Source organism: Saprospira grandis (assembly GCF_027594745.1).
In the GTDB taxonomy this organism is placed as follows: Bacteria; Bacteroidota; Bacteroidia; order Chitinophagales; family Saprospiraceae; genus Saprospira; species Saprospira grandis.
This window is the reverse complement of the sequence record NZ_CP110854.1, coordinates 2786537-2802500: the sequence shown is the minus strand read 5'-3', so window position 1 is coordinate 2802500 and position 15964 is coordinate 2786537. Positions and strand designations below refer to the sequence as shown.

Below are 15964 nucleotides of genomic sequence, written 5' to 3'. Positions count from 1 at the left end.
AGCATAAGCTTTCTCTACAGCAGCATCAAAAACGCGAACAGAAGCAGCCCAAATGTCAGGACCAATGCCGTCTCCTTCAATAAAAGGAATAATAGGTTGATTAGGCACTTGCAACTGCCCCTCTTTCATGCTAATTTTTTCTCCACTCATGGATCGTATAGTTATGCAAAATGAAATAAATGATTTAGCCCCCTTTGAGGGCGCTCAAATTTACATTTTTTATACTAGATAATGAAGCTTGCTTTCTCTTTTTCATTAGACTATAGCCCCAGCCCGCTCTCCCCTATTGGCTTTCTCCTATATCTGCCCTAAAGCCAATGGCAATAACTCAAAAGCCGATAGTTCTCGCTGCGTACTAACCCAATCCTGACTATAGCCCAGCAAAAATCCTCCGCCCCCCGCTCCACATAGTTTGAGCAAATAACTGCCTCCTGCTAAGCCTTTTTGCCAAACTTCTTTAAATTCTGCCGGAATCATCCGCTGAAAGAACCGATGCTGCAAGGCCGATATCTCCCTAAATGCAGCAGCTAAGGCCTCATCTTCCTGGCCCAAATAGGCCGAAATAGCCAAACGATGCGCCTGTGCAAGTTCTTTTTGCTCCGCCAATGGAAAATCTGCCTGCGCACAAGCTTGCAGATAATGCTGTACTAATGGGGCCGTTTGTCTCGCAATTTTTGTGTCCAACAAAAATAATTGAGCCCGATCCGCCTCTCCTAAGCTAATTTCTTGCTCCAATATTTTACTCTGACCAGCTTCCCAAAACAACCCTTTTCTCAAATAAGAAACTAAGGGGTCTATGCCCGAACTCTGCCCATGAAAAGCAGTTTCTATCTGCGCTAATGTCAATATCAATTCCTCGCCCCTCGCCTTTTCGGCCCTGGCATAACGCTCATATACTGCCGCCACCAAACTGCCCGAACTTCCCAAACCATAGCCATGCGGAATATCACTCTGCAACCAAATCCCCGCTCGCAAGTCTTGCCCCAATCGCTGCAAGTCTAAGCAACAGTTGGGCGCCATGCTATCCAATAGGAGCTGCAAACCCTGCTGCGAAGCTAATCGCTCTTTAGTGGCCGACCAAGACCAGCTAGCCCGATAGGCCCAAAAGGGTAAGGCCAAAGCCGGAGCCGCCTGCATGATGCTGTACTCTCCAAATAATAGTAGTTTCGCCGGATAAGCTTTTGTCATAATGCTCGCTGTATTTTGGGCCAAAGCTACAATTTTGCAAGAAAACCGCCAGCCCTCGCCTCCTTTTTATCCTTAACGCTTTTTTCTTTATGTTGTTTTGGGGCTGCCCCGCCCTGCGGGCGGGTCGGGCTGTTTCGCAGCTCGCTATTCGCTCGGCCCTGCAGCCCTGCGGGCTTTGGTCTGGCCCTTTGGGCCACTGCTGTCCATCCCTCAGCCGCGGGCCTGCGGCCCTTTGCGGCGGCTTCGCCGCCTGCTAAACCGCAAAAATAAAGGGGAGGACTAACTATACTCGTCGGGAGGGGGGCAGCTAGCCGTCGGGAGGATTTGGAGAGGAAATTTTTAATGGTCCAAACGCCCCCGCAGGGATTCCCTTAAGGAATCCCGTAGAGGGGTGGGTGGGCGGGGACATATTAAAGCAGGCCGAGCGAAGCGAGGCCTACCGCTTAAAAGGGGCAGCCAAAAGGCCGAAGCAGAAAGCATCAACTGAAAAACAAAAGTGGAGCAGGCCCAGCGCTGCGCAGCCGTGGCCGAAGGCCAGACCAAGGAGCAAAGCGACGAAGGGCCGAGCAGACCTGCGAGCGGCGCAGCATAGCGGCGGCCAGCTTTGCTGGCCGCGGGCCCCAAATAATAAAAAAAGCCACTCCATAAAATAGAGTGGCTCAGTGCAAAACTTCTTAGCGGCCTAATCAGGCTTATAAGTATTATTCTTTCTGTTGATATCGGCCATTCGGCTAGAAGGGTCAATTTCAATACTCAAGATATCCTTTTGTTTAATGGGCAGCTCTAGCTCATAGCTAGTATGCGTCCAGCGCCAATCGGGCATCACATTATACTCTAGGTACATATTTTCATTGGCTTTAGCCCCTCTCATAATGGCCAAGGGAATATGGAAACAAGCAGTTTTTTCCTCCTTGCCATCCATATACTTCACCACCACATCTACAGGCATGGGCATACGGCCATTCTTAATGCCCGTTTTCTTATCGGTGCTTTCTAGGCGTTGCAATTGGACCAACGTCTTTTTGCCCTTCTTCTCCACCTTATCGATAGCATAATCAATAGTATGTGTGCTATTGACCCAATACTCTCGGTACCAGTCTAGCTCTAGGCCCGATCGTTTTTCTACAATACGGATAAAATCGTTGGGATTGGGGTGCTTGAACCGCCAATTATAGTAATAATCTAGCATCGCCTCCTTAAGGACCTTTTCGCCAACAATGTACTCCAATTGATGGACAAAAACAGCTCCTTTATTATAAGAACCAGCGCCATAGGCCGCATTACTCATAAAATGGTCGGCATGAGTGCTTAGGGGCTCCTCTACCCCACTTTTAGCCAACTGCTTATAACCTGCATAAGAGTAGTAATGGGGGTTTTCGCCTTTTTTCAATTGGCCATCCAAATAAGCCGTAACAATATTGGTCGAATAAGAAGTAAAGCCTTCATCCATCCAAGCATAAAGGGCCTCATTGGTTCCCATCAGCATCTGATACCAAGTATGCATCAGCTCGTGGACCATCACGCCCTGTAGGCTAGAGGGGGCACGGTTTCCGGTAATTAGAGTAGCCATGGGGTACTCCATTCCGCCATCTCCCCCTTGAATAAAGGAATATTGGCGATAGGGATAATTGCCAAAGCGTTTCTCGATATACTCGAATGCCTTTTTCATTTTAGGCTGTACAGCTTTCCAAGTGGCCTTATAATCCTCATCATCTTGATAGAGAAAGTGAATCTTAGTCGTATCATCTAGCTGGACCACATCATGGATATAATCGGGATCGGCGCCCCAGACAAAGTCATGCACATTGGGTGCGATAAAATGCCAGGTGAGGCGCTTTTTGCCTTTGAGGTCGGCTCTTTGGCCCACATCCTCATAGCCATGTCCCATTTCATTGGGATTTTGGAGGTAGCCCGTAGCGCCTACCGTATATTCTACAGGCAGGGTAATTTTCACATCGAAATCGCCCCAAACACCATGAAACTCTCGGCCGATATAGGGGTTGGCATGCCAGCCTTGGTAGTCATACTCACAAAGTTTGGGGTACCATTGCGACATAGAATAATCGATTCCCTCGGCACTATTGCGGCCAGAGCGACGAATTTGAATGGGCACTTGGCTTTTAAATTCCATTTCTAGGGTAGTGCTGGCGCCAGGCAAAATGGGCTCGGCTAGTTCTACCTCCAAAATGGTTTCGGCCATTTCATAATTGACCTTTTTGCCATCTTGCAACAAGCTCTTAATCTTATGATAGCCCGTTTCCTTGGGCTTAAGCTGAGCGATGCGATCGCCTACACGGGGATCGGGATCGGGTAGTGTTCTAGAGCGTTCATCCATCATACTACCTGGCTGAAAGGCATTAAAGTAGAGATGATAAAATACTTTACGCAAAGTATCGGGCGAATTATTGGTATAGACCAGCTTCTGTTTACCATCAAACTGATGTTTTTTGGTATCCATATCAATTTCCATATAGTATTTGGCCGCCTGTTGCCAGCGATCGGGCCCTGTTTGGGCCAACAAGCTAGCTCCTGCCAAAAGGCCAAAAGCCAAGCTTGCAATTTTCTTTTTCAACATAAGGTATCGTTTTTCAATTTTTTGGTTGAGTAGAGCAAGACTTAAATAAAGTAAAAAAATAGCCCTTTTATCAGAAATTCTACAAAAACAGAAATTGGACCGACCAGAAACTAAACAGATAGTTCAGTCTTTCAAAAGGTCGAGTTGGTCGAAATCTAAAGGTTAAGGACTGTTAAGAGCTCGTAACTATAGCCATCTAAGTCTATTATACATAAAAAAGCAATCAAAAATTAACAGCACTGGCTGCTCCGTTCTCCGCTAGCTCAGCACAACTCTTCGGCTAGTTCCTACAATCAATTTAACCTCGATCTTAAAACCAAAAAACATGAAATTGACCCTCCTCCCCTTCTTCCTGCTCGTATGTAGCTGGAGCTGGGCACAGGGGCCTATGCCCCCCGCCCAAACCACTCTTTTAGGCCAACTCATAGATGCCGACAGCAAAAAGCCCTTAGAGTTTGCCACCGTATCCCTCTACAATCTTTCCGACTCCCTCATTACGGGAGGCATCAGCGATATGGATGGTAAATTTCGCTTGGTCAACTTGCCCTATGGAGACTACTACGCCAAGTTTAACTTTATGGGCTATGAAGAAAAACGCATAGATAGTCTTAAATTAGAACTTCCTACTCTTCAGCTAGGAAAAGTCTTGCTAAAGCCCGATGCTGCCACCCAAGAGACCGTGCAGGTAACGGCCAATAAATCGCTACTCAAATTGGGCCTAGACAAAAAGGTCTTTGATGTAGAAAACAGTGGACTTGGCAACAGCGAAAGCGCCACCGAGGTCCTTCGCTCTACACCAGGAGTAGAGGTTGACCAAGATGAGCAGATCAAAGTGCGGGGCAAGGTGGTCCAAGTATACATCAATGGAAAGCCCACGGGCCTAACTGGAGAAAACCAGGCTGCCGTCCTCCGACAACTGCCCGCAAACAGTATCAAAAGCGTAGAAATTATTACGAGTCCCTCGGCCAAAGATGCCCCCGATGGTGGCGCAGGCGGAATCATTAACATTGTGATGAAACGCAACCTCCTCTCTGGCTTTACGGGCAATGTCAATGGTCGAATTGGGACCAATGCCCGAGGTTGGCGTTCGGAGCCCGTTGGTCCAATGTTCAATAAGTTTAATACGGGTTTTGGCCTAAACTACAAATCTGAAAAGCTCAACCTTTTTTCTAATGCTAGCTGGAGCCGCCGAGGCTCCTACACCCTTTCAGAGGCCTACCGCTTCAATCAGTTGCCCGATAGTAGCTATTATTTCAACACCTACCGCGATAGCCGCCGCCAAAAAGATAACTTCTGGGGGCGCCTAGGCATGGACTACTACTTTAGCCCCACCCAAACCCTCTCTATGCAAGTACGAGGAGGTGGAGGGGCTGGCCAAAATGGCGGCCAAACCCAATACGATAACTTCGGACAAGATTCGGTATACTACAGCCAAGAGATTCGAGGCAGAGATGGCGAAACAGAGCGCTACAACTGGAGCTATAATGCCGTTTACTCCATTATTTTTCCAGAAAAAGACTCTACAGGCAAGCCTAACTTGGATAAAATTGGGGGTATGGGAGATCAACACCAGCTCGTCTTTGACTTCCAAATATCAAATAGCCAAGACCAAGACATTGACTACTACGGCAATCAGTCTTATTGGCCCAATGGCGATGCCATCAATGCCGCCCCAGACTCTCAGCGGATTGAGGACTTTGACAGCCGCAGAGAAATTTGGGCCCGTATTGATTACACCCTTCCCTTGCCCAAATTAGAAGGGCGACTAGAAGTAGGCTATCACTATCGCTACCAATTGGACCGCAGTGATTTTGGCTACTACAATTATGTTCCCCAACTCCCCACTTTAGTCAATGATAGTAGTCGCTCTAATATCTTTGAATACAGCCAACAGATTCATGCCCTTTATGGGACCTACAGCCAAAAACTTGGAGAGAAGTGGAGTGGAAAGTTTGGTCTTCGCCTAGAGCAAGCCAGTGTAGATCCGCGTTTGATTAGTACGGAGGAGAGCTATCCCTGGAGTTACTTTCAGCTCTTTCCCTCTGTTAACTTGGGCTACCAAATGAGTAAAACGGCCCAAATGACCTTTAACTACAGCCGTAGAATTGACCGCCCCGGTTCTTGGTCTACCAACCCCTTCCCTAGTTTTGAGGACCCCCGCTACCTTTATTATGGCAACCCTTATTTGCAGCCCTCATTTACCGATAAGGTAGAACTAAACTACGGCAACTACATTGGCAAATCGGGAATAAATGTTGGCTTGTATGCCAGCTATAATGATAATGAGTCTACCCGAGTGCAAACCATTGACAGCCTAACGGGCGTGATTCGCTCTCGGCCCCAAAACTTGGCCTACAACTACCAGTACGGTTTAGACTTCAACTTTAATACAAGTATTTTCCCTTGGTGGACCCTCAATATGGGGGGCAACCTCTACCAATCGCACTTTGATGCAGAAGTAGAAGGCCAAGACCTTTCTTATCAGACCTTAGGAGCTAGCGGAAACGTATTTAGCAGTATTCGTTTGCAAAAAATTGGGCTAAATATCTCTATGGGGGGATCAGTTTGGTATCAGGTTCGAGATATTCAGGGAAGCAACCGCCCCAACTTCTGGCATTGGGTATCGATCAATAAACAGCTGATGAAAAAGAAATTGCGGCTCTCTCTTTGGATCCAAAACCCCATTTATAGTAATAGCTACCGCTATCAGCGGAGCACAGACAGCTTCCGTCAAAGCGGAATTTACGAATGGGAAAACCGAGTGGTCAACTTTAGTATGAGTTATAACTTTGGTAAAATGAATGTCAAGAACAAGCGCCGTAGCCAATTAGAAAACCGCTCTGGCGGTGGAAACAGCGGTGGCGGCGGACAAGGCGGCATTTAGAGGCGGCGAAGCCGCCAGCGAGCGCAGCGAGCCACGGCCCAGCGCTGCGCAGCCGTGGCCGAAGGCCAGACCCAGTTTTTTTTGAGCGTAGCGAAAAAAAACGCAGGGCCGAGCAGACCTGCGAGCGGCGCAGCATAGCGGCGGCCGCCCCAATATAGAGGGCGGCCGCGGGCCCCAAAAGAAAAGAGTCAGTTCTCTAAGGAGTACTGGCTTTTTTTGTAGGTTCTCTGTTTTATAATATCTTCCGAAACTGTTATTTTGTGAGGGCCCCAACAAAACCCCTAAGCTCCCCCTAAACTTGAGAAGAATGAACTACCGATTTAATCACTAGATTAGGTCGGCTAAACTGTTTTTTGCAGTGGGCTTTTGGCCTATTTTTAGCCTAAGGAACTAGAAGCGCCTCAGCGCCTGTTTTTTAAGTAGTTCGCTACACACACTATATTCCAAGACAAGCAAAACCAGCAATATGCTAAAACCACTATTATATATTCGTCCCAAACCTTGGCAAATTGCCATCTCTATTTTGGGGGTTTGTTGGGGCTTGGCCACCGCCTTTACCAGCCAAAAACTCTTAAAGGAAGAGGAGCAATCTGATTTTCAGATGACCGAAAGCACTCCGCTTTGGACCGTCATGGGGAAGTTGGGAAAAATTAAAACCAACCAGCCAAAAGATTGGGCCAAGGCCAAAGACCAACTGACGATTCGGCAAGGAAAAGAGCTGATTGAACAGGGATTTACCACCAAAGAAGGTAGTAGCACCGAGCTACTCAGCAAGAAAATGAGCTGCGCCTCCTGCCACCTCAGCGTTCGGGAAGAACCTAGTTTGGATAATCTGGATCCTCAAAAACGCCTAAAATATGTAGACTCTAACCAGCTCTCTTTTCTGCCCGGCCCTAGTTTTTATGGCATGATTAACCGCATCTTCTTTTTTAATAATGATTTTGCCAAGCTCTATGACGGCCCCTATGCCCCGCTGCTCAAGGGCGCCCACTTTGACCTGCGCAAATCTATGGATGCCTGCAACCAACTCTTTGCCGATGGCCGAGAAATGGAAGATTGGGAAAAAGAAGCCATTTTGGCCTATCTCTGGACCCTAGAATTAAAAATGGGCGAACTCGAAATGAAAAAAGCCGATTGGGAAAAGGTCGAGTATTCGATTAAAAACAACCGCAGTAATGCCCGGGCCGTTAACCTCATTCGCCGCTATTACTCCGAGGTTTATCCCGCCCATTTGGTCCGCCCACCAGACGAACGCGCCCGCCAAATGATCTCTCCCGCTAGCAATAGCTTTCTCAATGGCCGAAAAATTTATGAGCGAAGCTGCCTGCATTGCCATGAAGAAAAACGCTATAGCCGATTCAAACTCGATAATCGCCAAAAAACATTTAAGCGACTAGCCGCCAACTTTGAGGGCAAGGCCAAGTTCTCTATTTATGCCGCCCACCGCTATCAATCGGGCAAAAATTGGCGAGGGATTCCCATCTTTACCAAAGAAAGAATGAGCGATGACCAACTGGCCGACCTCCGCTTTTTTATTGATAATATGGCCAAAATGGGCGATGAAGCCCTCGATTATTATAAAAATTAACCCCAAAGCGAATGCTGCAAGCTATTGTAGTATTCGCTTTTTTTCTGCTGTTTTTTGGGGCTGCCCCGCCCTGCAGGCGGGTCGGGCTGTTTCGCAGCTCGCTATTCGCTCGGCCCTGCGCGGGCTGCGCCCGCTAGGTCTGGCCTGCGGCCACTGCTGTCCATCCCTCAGCCGAGGCGCTGCGCGCCTTGGGGGCGGCTCCGCCGCCTCCTATTGGACCAAAAATCGGCAATCGGAAAAAATGTCACGGATTAGGAACCGAAAACGCCCAAAATGTCAGCTAAAGCTTTGGAAAACTGCCATTTTGCCTTAACTTCAAGAATTGGATTTGCTTTTGAAAAGAAAAGAACAAATTGTATAAATCTCCATCTACTATATTAATAAGCCCTATATATTATGTTTGATAAATTCACCGAAAAAGCCCGGCAGGCCGTACTCAAAGCACAAGAATATGTGCGTGGCCGCCAACAACAAGACGTTCAATTGGCCCATTTATTAGCCGCTATGTTAGAAGTGGATGATAATGTGGTGGGCTACCTACTCAAAAAATTATCCGTCAACCTTACAGACCTCAAGCAAAAGCTAGAGGTCATTATGGACTCCTACCCTAAAGTCTATGGCAGCAACTCGGGCAGCCACCTCTCTAAAGAGGCCAGCCTAGCCATCCAAAATGCCCAAAACCTGGCCCGCGATTTCGGCGATGAGTTTGTGGCCCTCGATATGATTTTAGCGGGTATTTTCTCCGTAGACGATAAAACCACTCGCCTACTCCGCAGCCTTGGCGCCAACGAAAAACTACTTGGCGATGCCATTAAGGAATTGCGCAAAGGCCGCACCGTCAAAAGCGAAAGTGGCGAAAATGAATTTAATGCCCTCCGCAAATATGGGGTAAACTATAACGAACAATGCCGCAACGGAAAATTGGACCGCATTATCGGCCGCGATGATGAAATTCGCCGCCTGCTCCATATCCTCTCTCGCCGCAAAAAGAATAACCCCATCCTCATTGGAGAACCCGGTGTGGGAAAAACCGCCATTGTAGAAGGCCTAGCCTGGCGTATCGTCAATAATGATGTGCCCGAAAACCTAAAAGATAAAACCGTTTTTGGCCTCGACCTAGCCGCTCTGGTTGCTGGAGCCAAATATAAAGGAGAATTTGAGGAGCGACTCAAAGCGGTGGTCAAAGAAGTGACCACCTCTAATAATGTCATCCTATTTATTGATGAAATTCATACGCTGGTTGGTGCTGGCGGAGGTGGAGGCGCCATGGATGCCGCCAATATCCTCAAGCCCGCCCTTGCCCGTGGAGAACTACGGGCCATTGGTGCCACTACCCTAGATGAGTACCAAAAGTACTTTGAAACGGATAAAGCCCTAGAAAGACGATTCCAGAAAATTGTCATCGATCAGCCTTCTATGGAAGAAACGGTAGCCATTTTGCGCGGACTCAGAGAGCGCTACGAAAACCACCACCAAGTTCGCATTCTCGATGATGCCCTCATTGCGGCAGCAGAACTTTCTCATCGCTATATTAGTGATCGTGCCCTACCCGATAAAGCAATCGACTTGATGGATGAGGCCGCCGCTAAACTTCGCTTAGAGCTAAACTCTATGCCCGAAAAACTAGATGAATTGGACCGCAAAGGCCGTCAGCTAGAAATTGAAAGAGAGGCCGTAAAACGAGATGGCGATCAAAAGCGATTGGATGCCATCAATGAGCAAATTGCCAATATCTCGGAAGAACTGACGGTCCTAAAAGCCGCCTGGGAATCTGAAAAAGAACTCATCAATATCATTCAGTCTTGTAAGTCTGAAATTGAAAAATACCGCCTAGAAGCTGAAGAAGCCCGCCGCAATAGCGATTACGCCAAAGTAGCCGAATTGGAATATGGTAAAATTAAAGAGCAGGAAACTATCTTGGCCAATGCAGAGGCCCAACTAGAAACCCTCTCTCCAGAAAAACGCCTCACCGATGGGGAGGTAGATGCTAATGATATTGCTGAAGTTGTTGCTCGCTGGACGGGTATTCCCGTGGCCAAAATGCTCGAAAGCGAAAGAGAGAAGCTACTTCGCTTAGAAGAGGAAATTGGCAAGCGAATTATTGGCCAAAGAGAGGCCGTACAAGCTGTTTCTGATGCGGTTCGCCGTAGCCGTGCGGGCCTACAAGATGCCAAAAAGCCCATTGGTTCCTTCCTATTTATGGGAACAACGGGAGTCGGTAAAACGGAATTGGCCAAAGCCCTGGCGGAACTTCTCTTTAATGATGAAACAGCGATTACCCGCTTTGATATGTCGGAGTATATGGAGAAACATGCCGTTTCTCGCCTCGTTGGTCCACCTCCCGGTTATGTAGGCTATGAGGAGGGCGGTCAATTGACCAATGCCGTTCGCCAAAAGCCCTACTCTATCATTCTACTGGATGAAATTGAGAAGGCTCATCCCGACACCTTCAATATTTTGTTGCAGGTCCTAGATGATGGCCGCCTAACCGATAACAAAGGCCGTGTAGCCGACTTTAAGAATACGATTATCATCATGACCACCAATATGGGGGCCGATGTAATCCAAGATAACTTTGATGGTTTAGATCATGTAGAGGCTAGCAAACGCCAAGCAATCATTGAAACCACCAAACTAGAAGTAGTTGAGCGCCTCAAGGACCATGTTCGTCCAGAGTTTCTCAACCGAATTGATGAAACGGTCATGTTTACCATGCTCAACCGCGAAGAGATCAAGCAGATTCTTTATCTACTGTTGAAAGGTATTCGCAAAAGAGTTTTGGGCCAAGGCTTTGATATTGAGCTTTCTGAAGCAGCCATTGACTACCTAGCCGATTTGGGTTATGAGCCCGCCTTTGGTGCCCGCCCCATGAAGCGCGTACTCCAAAGAGAATTGGTCAATGAGTTGTCTAAGGCCCTATTGGCGAGCCAATTTGCGCCTGGCGACCTTATCTATGTTGATCTTCCAAAAGGGCAAGAAAAACTCTTGTTTACTAAAAAAGAAGAAGAGAAAGAGCTAGAGTTGGAAGACTAAACTTTAGGCGCTAAGAAAAAAAAAAGCGATCCCGATGGGATCGCTTTTTTTTGGTCCAAATTTCTGCGTTCTACAGGCGGCGAAGCCGCCGCAGGCTGAGCTGCCTGTCGGGTGGCCCGAAGGGCCAGACCCAGCAAAAAAGCGCTTTGCGCTTTTTTGCGCAGGGCCGAGCAGACCTGCGAGCCCAGAAGGGAGCGACCCGACCAAAGGGAGGGGCAGCCCCAAAAAATAATAGACTAATTCAATTCCTTTGCTTCCTCAAAGAGTTGTTCTAGGCGGTTACCCCTAGAGCCCTTGACATAAATGGCGTGGCCAGAAGTGGGCAAAGCCTGCTGCAGTTGGTCCAGATGCTCAAAATGTTGGGCAAAAGGAGGCAGCGACAGGCCCAAAAAGCTAGGGCCAAAGAGAAAAAGCTGAATATTTTTTTCGCTAGCGAGTTGGTCCAAAAGAGTTTGATGTTCATTTTGGCTAAAGTTACCGAGCTCCAGCATTTCGCCAAGGACAAAGACTTTTGGGGCAGATTTCTCGGCTAGAGCGGCCTGAAGAAAGACCTGCATACTGCTAGGATTTGCATTATAGCAATCGAGTAAAACGGCTTGATTATTCCAGTTTCGGCGTTCGGAGCGGAGCGATTGCGGGCTATAGCTTTGCAGGGCCTGTTTAATAACGGCGGCGGGCAGGGCAAAATAATCGGCAATTGTGGCGGCGGCCAAGACCGTGGGCGCCCAAAACTCGCCAAAGAGATTCATCTTTACCGACAACTTTCTTTTGCCCAATTGGATTTCTAGTTTTAGATCGGGAGCTTGGAGTACTTTTGCCTGCGTATAGTCCTTAGGGCGGCCGTAAAAAATGGGATTTTTTAGTTGTTTGGCGGCCTTCATCATTACTGGATCTTGACCATAGACAAAAGCTTGGCCGCCTGTTTTGGCCAAATAATCATAGAGCTCATGATTAGCCTTCTGGATATTTTCCACCGAGCCATATTCGCCCAAATGGTCCTTCCCATGATTCGTAATCAGGCCATGAGTAGGGGCTGCAATTTCGCAGAGGGCGGCGGTTTCGCCTAAGTGATTAGCCCCAATTTCTAGGATGGCCAACTCATGTTCGTTTTTAATTTGCAGCACAGAAAGAGGGAGGCCCAAATGGTTATTAAAATTGCCGGGGGTGGCCCAACAATCATAATTTTGAGAGAGCAGCAAATAAAGCAATTGGCGGCAGGTAGTTTTGCCATTAGAGCCCACCACGGCAATTACTGGAATATCGATTTGTTTTCGGTGATATTGGGCCAGCTGCTGTAGACAAACTTCCACATCTTCGACCAAAATATAGCGTTCATCCTCTGCATATTTGGCTTTTAGCTGAGCGTCATTGATAATAGCGGCCAAAGCGCCTTTTTGCAAAGACATTTCTGCGAAATCATTGCCTTTGTGACGGCCATTTTCATCTTTTTGACCCAAGGCAAAAAACAAATCGCCCTGTTGAACTTGGCGGCTGTCGATACAAAGACCCTTAGCCGATAGAAAAGTAGTATAAATTTGAGCAAGCTGCATGATATCAATTTTGGTCTATAAAAGGATGGGCGAAAATAGCCTTTTTTTAGGCTTGTACTCCTGCAGTAAGATAAAAGAAATCAAAGTTTTTTAATATAAAATAGGGGTTTGCGGTCCATAACTAATCTAAAAGATGTATTTTTGAGGCCAATTAAGGCCCCTTTAGGGCCTTTTTAATTGATTATCAGTAACATAAGAATTTCTCAGTTATGGACTACAAAGTCAAGGAGCTAGGAAAGTTCCAATATATAGAAGAAGGACAAGGGGAAACCCTTTTGCTTTTGCACGGTCTTTTTGGGGCCCTTAGTAACTTCGGTACTATTATCGAACACTTTCGCAAGGATTACCGCATTTTGGTCCCTGTACTTCCTATCTATGAAGCACCACTAAGAGAGCTTTCTGTGGGCTATCTTAAGAATTATGTGGTCGAGTTTCTAGAAGCCAAAGGCGAGACAGAAAAAATGCACGTTTTGGGCAATTCTTTGGGTGGGCACGTCAGCCTATTTATGGCCCTAGAAGAGCAAGATCGCCTAAAAAGCCTTATTCTAACAGGTAGCTCTGGACTTTTTGAGAACACTTTGGGCAACACCTTTCCCAAGCGGAAAAGCTATACTTTTATTGAGCGCAAAGCAGAATATACCTTCTACGATCCCGCTACAGCTAGCAAAGAGTTAGTAGACAGCCTTTTCGAGATTGTCAACAATAACGAAAAAGCCATCCGCGTCGTCGCCTGTGCCCGTTCTGCAATTCGTGATAATGTAGAAAATCGCCTACATAATATTAAGGTTCCTACTTTGCTCATTTGGGGAAAGCAAGACCGCATTACGCCCCCTTTTGTTGGTGAGGATTTTCACAAAGGAATTGAGAAATCTCAGCTATATTACATCGATAAATGTGGACATGCCCCAATGATGGAGCGTCCTGATGAGTTTAACCGCATTTTGAGTGCTTTTTTGGCCCATCAGAACTAAATTTGATGGTCTTTTGACTCAAAAAAGGGCTGACTCTTCTTAGAGTCAGCCCTTTTTAACTGCAATAAGATGGATAAATTTCTCTACTTCACGCAACCCCAATGTGGGGTTTGCCATGCCCTTTTGCCCAAACTTTCGGAGTTTGTGGCCGAGCATTATCCCAAAATGGAACTAGAGGTCATTGATTGTATGACTGAGCCCGAGCGAGCCGCCCAGCACAACGCCTTTTCGGTCCCGCTGCTCCTCGTTTTTTTTGAGGGCAAAGAGTTTTACCGCTTCTTTGGGGCCTTCTCTTTAGGCGAGCTGGCCGCCCAAATGCAACGGCCCTATCAACTTCGATTTGAAGATTGATTTCCTAGCTATTTTTGGTGCTTTCTTTGTGGAGCAAAAAGTAAAAACTAAACAGTTGTTCAATGAAACTGAAATTTTACTTTTTGCTCTTTTTTTTGGCCTTTTCGGCCAGCAGTTGGGCCCAGAACAAAACCTCGGGCAGCATTTGGGAAGTACTCGCTTATCCCGTTCACGCTTTTCGGCTCAATCGGCAAGCTCCTGCCCAGGCAGAGCGGCAACGCCTTCAATATGGTCCAGAAGAGCGGCAGTATCTTTGGCTCTACGAGCCGTTGGGCGGTGCCAAACAAGCCCCCATTATTTTTTATGTGCATGGTGGCGCTTGGCGAACGGGCAAGCCCGAGCAGCATCAGCATTTGGCCCAACTATTTACCGATTTGGGTTACCGTTTGGTGATGCCCGCCTATCGCTTGGCCCCCGATTATTGCCAAGAAGATTTACAGCTCGATATTGACCAGGCTATTTTAGCCGCCAGCAAGCATTGGGGCATTTCGCTTCCCCAAAGCCAATGGATTATTGGCGGAAGCTCTGCAGGGGGAAACCTGGCCGCTCTTTTGGCCTACGACCAAGAACGGCTAGCCAATTTGGGCCTGAACAGCGCAAATATTAGCGGATTTTTTTCTATTGCTGGCGCTTTAGACCTCAATCAGATGGAGCCAAGTTTGCCCCTGCGGCAATATGCGGGAAGCAAGCAATCGGTTAATTTCAAATTGGCCAATCCCGTTTATTTAATCGATGCCCAAGACAACTTCCCCGCTCTTTTATTACATGGCAACCGAGATGGCTTGGTCGATTTTCGAGCTTCTGCCTCTTTTGCCCGCAGCCTAGAGCAAGAGGGCCTCCCCTACTCTTTTTATTGCATCCGAGGCGCCAGCCACCTGGCCGTTACCGCAAAATGGTACTACAAAGCCAAAAAGCGAAAAGGCCAAGGCGAATATTTACGCAATTGGCTACTCGCCATAAGCAAAGCGCAGGTAGAAACTACGGAATAGCTCCCCCTTATAATATATACGTATTGGCAAGAACTCGGCCGCCCGAAAAATAGCGGGATCCTCGGCATGTACTTGCATTTCTTCTTCAGAAAAAAGGAGAGGATAATCCTTGGGCTGGGGCTGTTGGCTGGCTTTCATGACCCAAATTTCCTGTGGCAAACGGAAAAGCAAAAGCCCCTCTGCCTGTCGATAGGGTTCGCCCTTAAAATCTTGCTCTAGGGTTCCGTAACTCAAGCGAAAATCGCCATTATAGTCTGCTGGAAAACGGAGCAAGACATACAAATCGGTATTGGCGTTCCATTCTGCACCCAAGGGGCCTCCGCCTTTTTCTTTCAGTAAATTTTTGGCCTGATGCCAGCCCTCTTCCTGCTGCATTTGGGCCCACCAAGCAGCAGCGGCCAAGCTATCCAGCTGATTTTGTGGGTCGTCTCCTTCAAAAAAGCAGTAGGCCTCAAAAGATTTTGCCCGATTGCTTTTCAAGGCTCTGGCGGCAGGCAATAAACTATCGCTTTCTGCTTTTGGGTGGGCTACAGTTTCTTTTTGGGGGTTTTCTGTTTGGCAGGAAAAACAAAGGGCCAAAGCCCAAATCCATATCCATTTTTGCATAATTCTTCTGTTTTTTTGGGGCCCGCGGCCGGCTAGCCTTCGGCTAGGTCGGCCGCCGCTATGCTGCGGGGCTCGCTGTTCGCTCGGCCCTTCGTTTTTTTCGCTACGCTCAAAAAACTCGGTCTGGCCTTCGGCCACCCACTCCGCAGCGCTGGGCCAAGATACGCTTGGCGGCAAACAAAATTGCAAAAAAAAGGCGCCTTCTTCAAATGGAGGCGCCAAAATAGAA

General features: G+C 47.5%; 11 protein-coding genes (1 of these 11 only partly in view). 6 read left to right on the top strand and 5 right to left on the bottom strand.

The annotated features are described in order from the left end of the window. The 3 genes from icd to OP864_RS11080 form a co-directional block, all read right to left on the bottom strand. On the bottom strand, positions 1-150 hold the 5' portion of the coding sequence (gene icd / locus OP864_RS11090) for an NADP-dependent isocitrate dehydrogenase (protein WP_270098251.1). The gene continues 1071 nt to the left of window position 1, outside the view; 150 of the gene's 1221 nt are visible here — the first part of the coding sequence; its start codon is at positions 148-150; the stop codon falls past the left edge of the window. 147 nt (positions 151-297) lie between these two features. After that, a complete protein-coding gene (locus OP864_RS11085) occupies positions 298-1188 on the bottom strand; it encodes a GHMP family kinase ATP-binding protein (RefSeq protein WP_270098250.1) in 891 nt (296 codons plus the stop codon). Between the two features lie 682 nt (positions 1189-1870). Beyond that, the gene (locus OP864_RS11080) at positions 1871-3763 is read right to left on the bottom strand and encodes a M1 family metallopeptidase (protein ID WP_270098249.1); all 1893 of its coding nucleotides are present in this window, start codon (positions 3761-3763) and stop codon (positions 1871-1873) included. A gap of 325 nt (positions 3764-4088) precedes the next feature. Here OP864_RS11080 and OP864_RS11075 point away from each other — a divergent pair, with 325 nt between their 5' ends. The 3 genes from OP864_RS11075 (at position 4089) to OP864_RS11065 (ending at position 11268) form a co-directional block, all read left to right on the top strand. Further along, positions 4089-6647 (top strand): TonB-dependent receptor, encoded by a 2559-nt coding sequence (locus OP864_RS11075; RefSeq protein WP_270098248.1) that lies wholly within the window; start codon positions 4089-4091, stop codon positions 6645-6647. A 466-nt stretch (positions 6648-7113) separates the two neighbouring features. Then, a complete protein-coding gene (locus OP864_RS11070; protein ID WP_270098247.1) occupies positions 7114-8235 on the top strand; it encodes a hypothetical protein in 1122 nt (373 codons plus the stop codon). 396 nt (positions 8236-8631) lie between these two features. After that, on the top strand, positions 8632-11268 hold the full coding sequence (locus OP864_RS11065) for an ATP-dependent Clp protease ATP-binding subunit (protein ID WP_270098246.1): 2637 nt from the start codon (positions 8632-8634) through the stop codon (positions 11266-11268). Positions 11269-11504: 236 nt separating this feature from the next. Here the strand turns inward: OP864_RS11065 and OP864_RS11060 are convergent, their stop codons facing one another. After that, entirely contained in the window at positions 11505-12818 is a 1314-nt protein-coding gene (locus OP864_RS11060; protein ID WP_270098245.1) for a UDP-N-acetylmuramoyl-tripeptide--D-alanyl-D-alanine ligase, read from the bottom strand. 209 nt (positions 12819-13027) lie between these two features. On the opposite strand from OP864_RS11060, the gene OP864_RS11055 reads away from it, so the two are divergent. The 3 genes from OP864_RS11055 to OP864_RS11045 all read left to right on the top strand — a co-directional run bounded on the left by OP864_RS11055 (position 13028) and on the right by OP864_RS11045 (position 15129). Continuing rightward, positions 13028-13789, top strand: a complete 762-nt coding sequence (locus OP864_RS11055; RefSeq protein ID WP_015693094.1) for an alpha/beta fold hydrolase — start codon at positions 13028-13030, stop codon at positions 13787-13789. A gap of 69 nt (positions 13790-13858) precedes the next feature. Then, positions 13859-14140 (top strand): thioredoxin family protein, encoded by a 282-nt coding sequence (locus tag OP864_RS11050; RefSeq protein WP_015693093.1) that lies wholly within the window; start codon positions 13859-13861, stop codon positions 14138-14140. Between the two features lie 62 nt (positions 14141-14202). Then, positions 14203-15129, top strand: coding sequence for an alpha/beta hydrolase (locus tag OP864_RS11045; protein ID WP_270098244.1), 927 nt, complete (start codon positions 14203-14205; stop codon positions 15127-15129). On the opposite strand, the gene OP864_RS11040 is transcribed toward OP864_RS11045, so the two are convergent. After that, a complete protein-coding gene (locus OP864_RS11040; RefSeq protein WP_270098243.1) occupies positions 15088-15735 on the bottom strand; it encodes a hypothetical protein in 648 nt (215 codons plus the stop codon). The genes OP864_RS11045 and OP864_RS11040 overlap by 42 nt on opposite strands. Between the last annotated feature and the right edge of the window lie 229 nt (positions 15736-15964).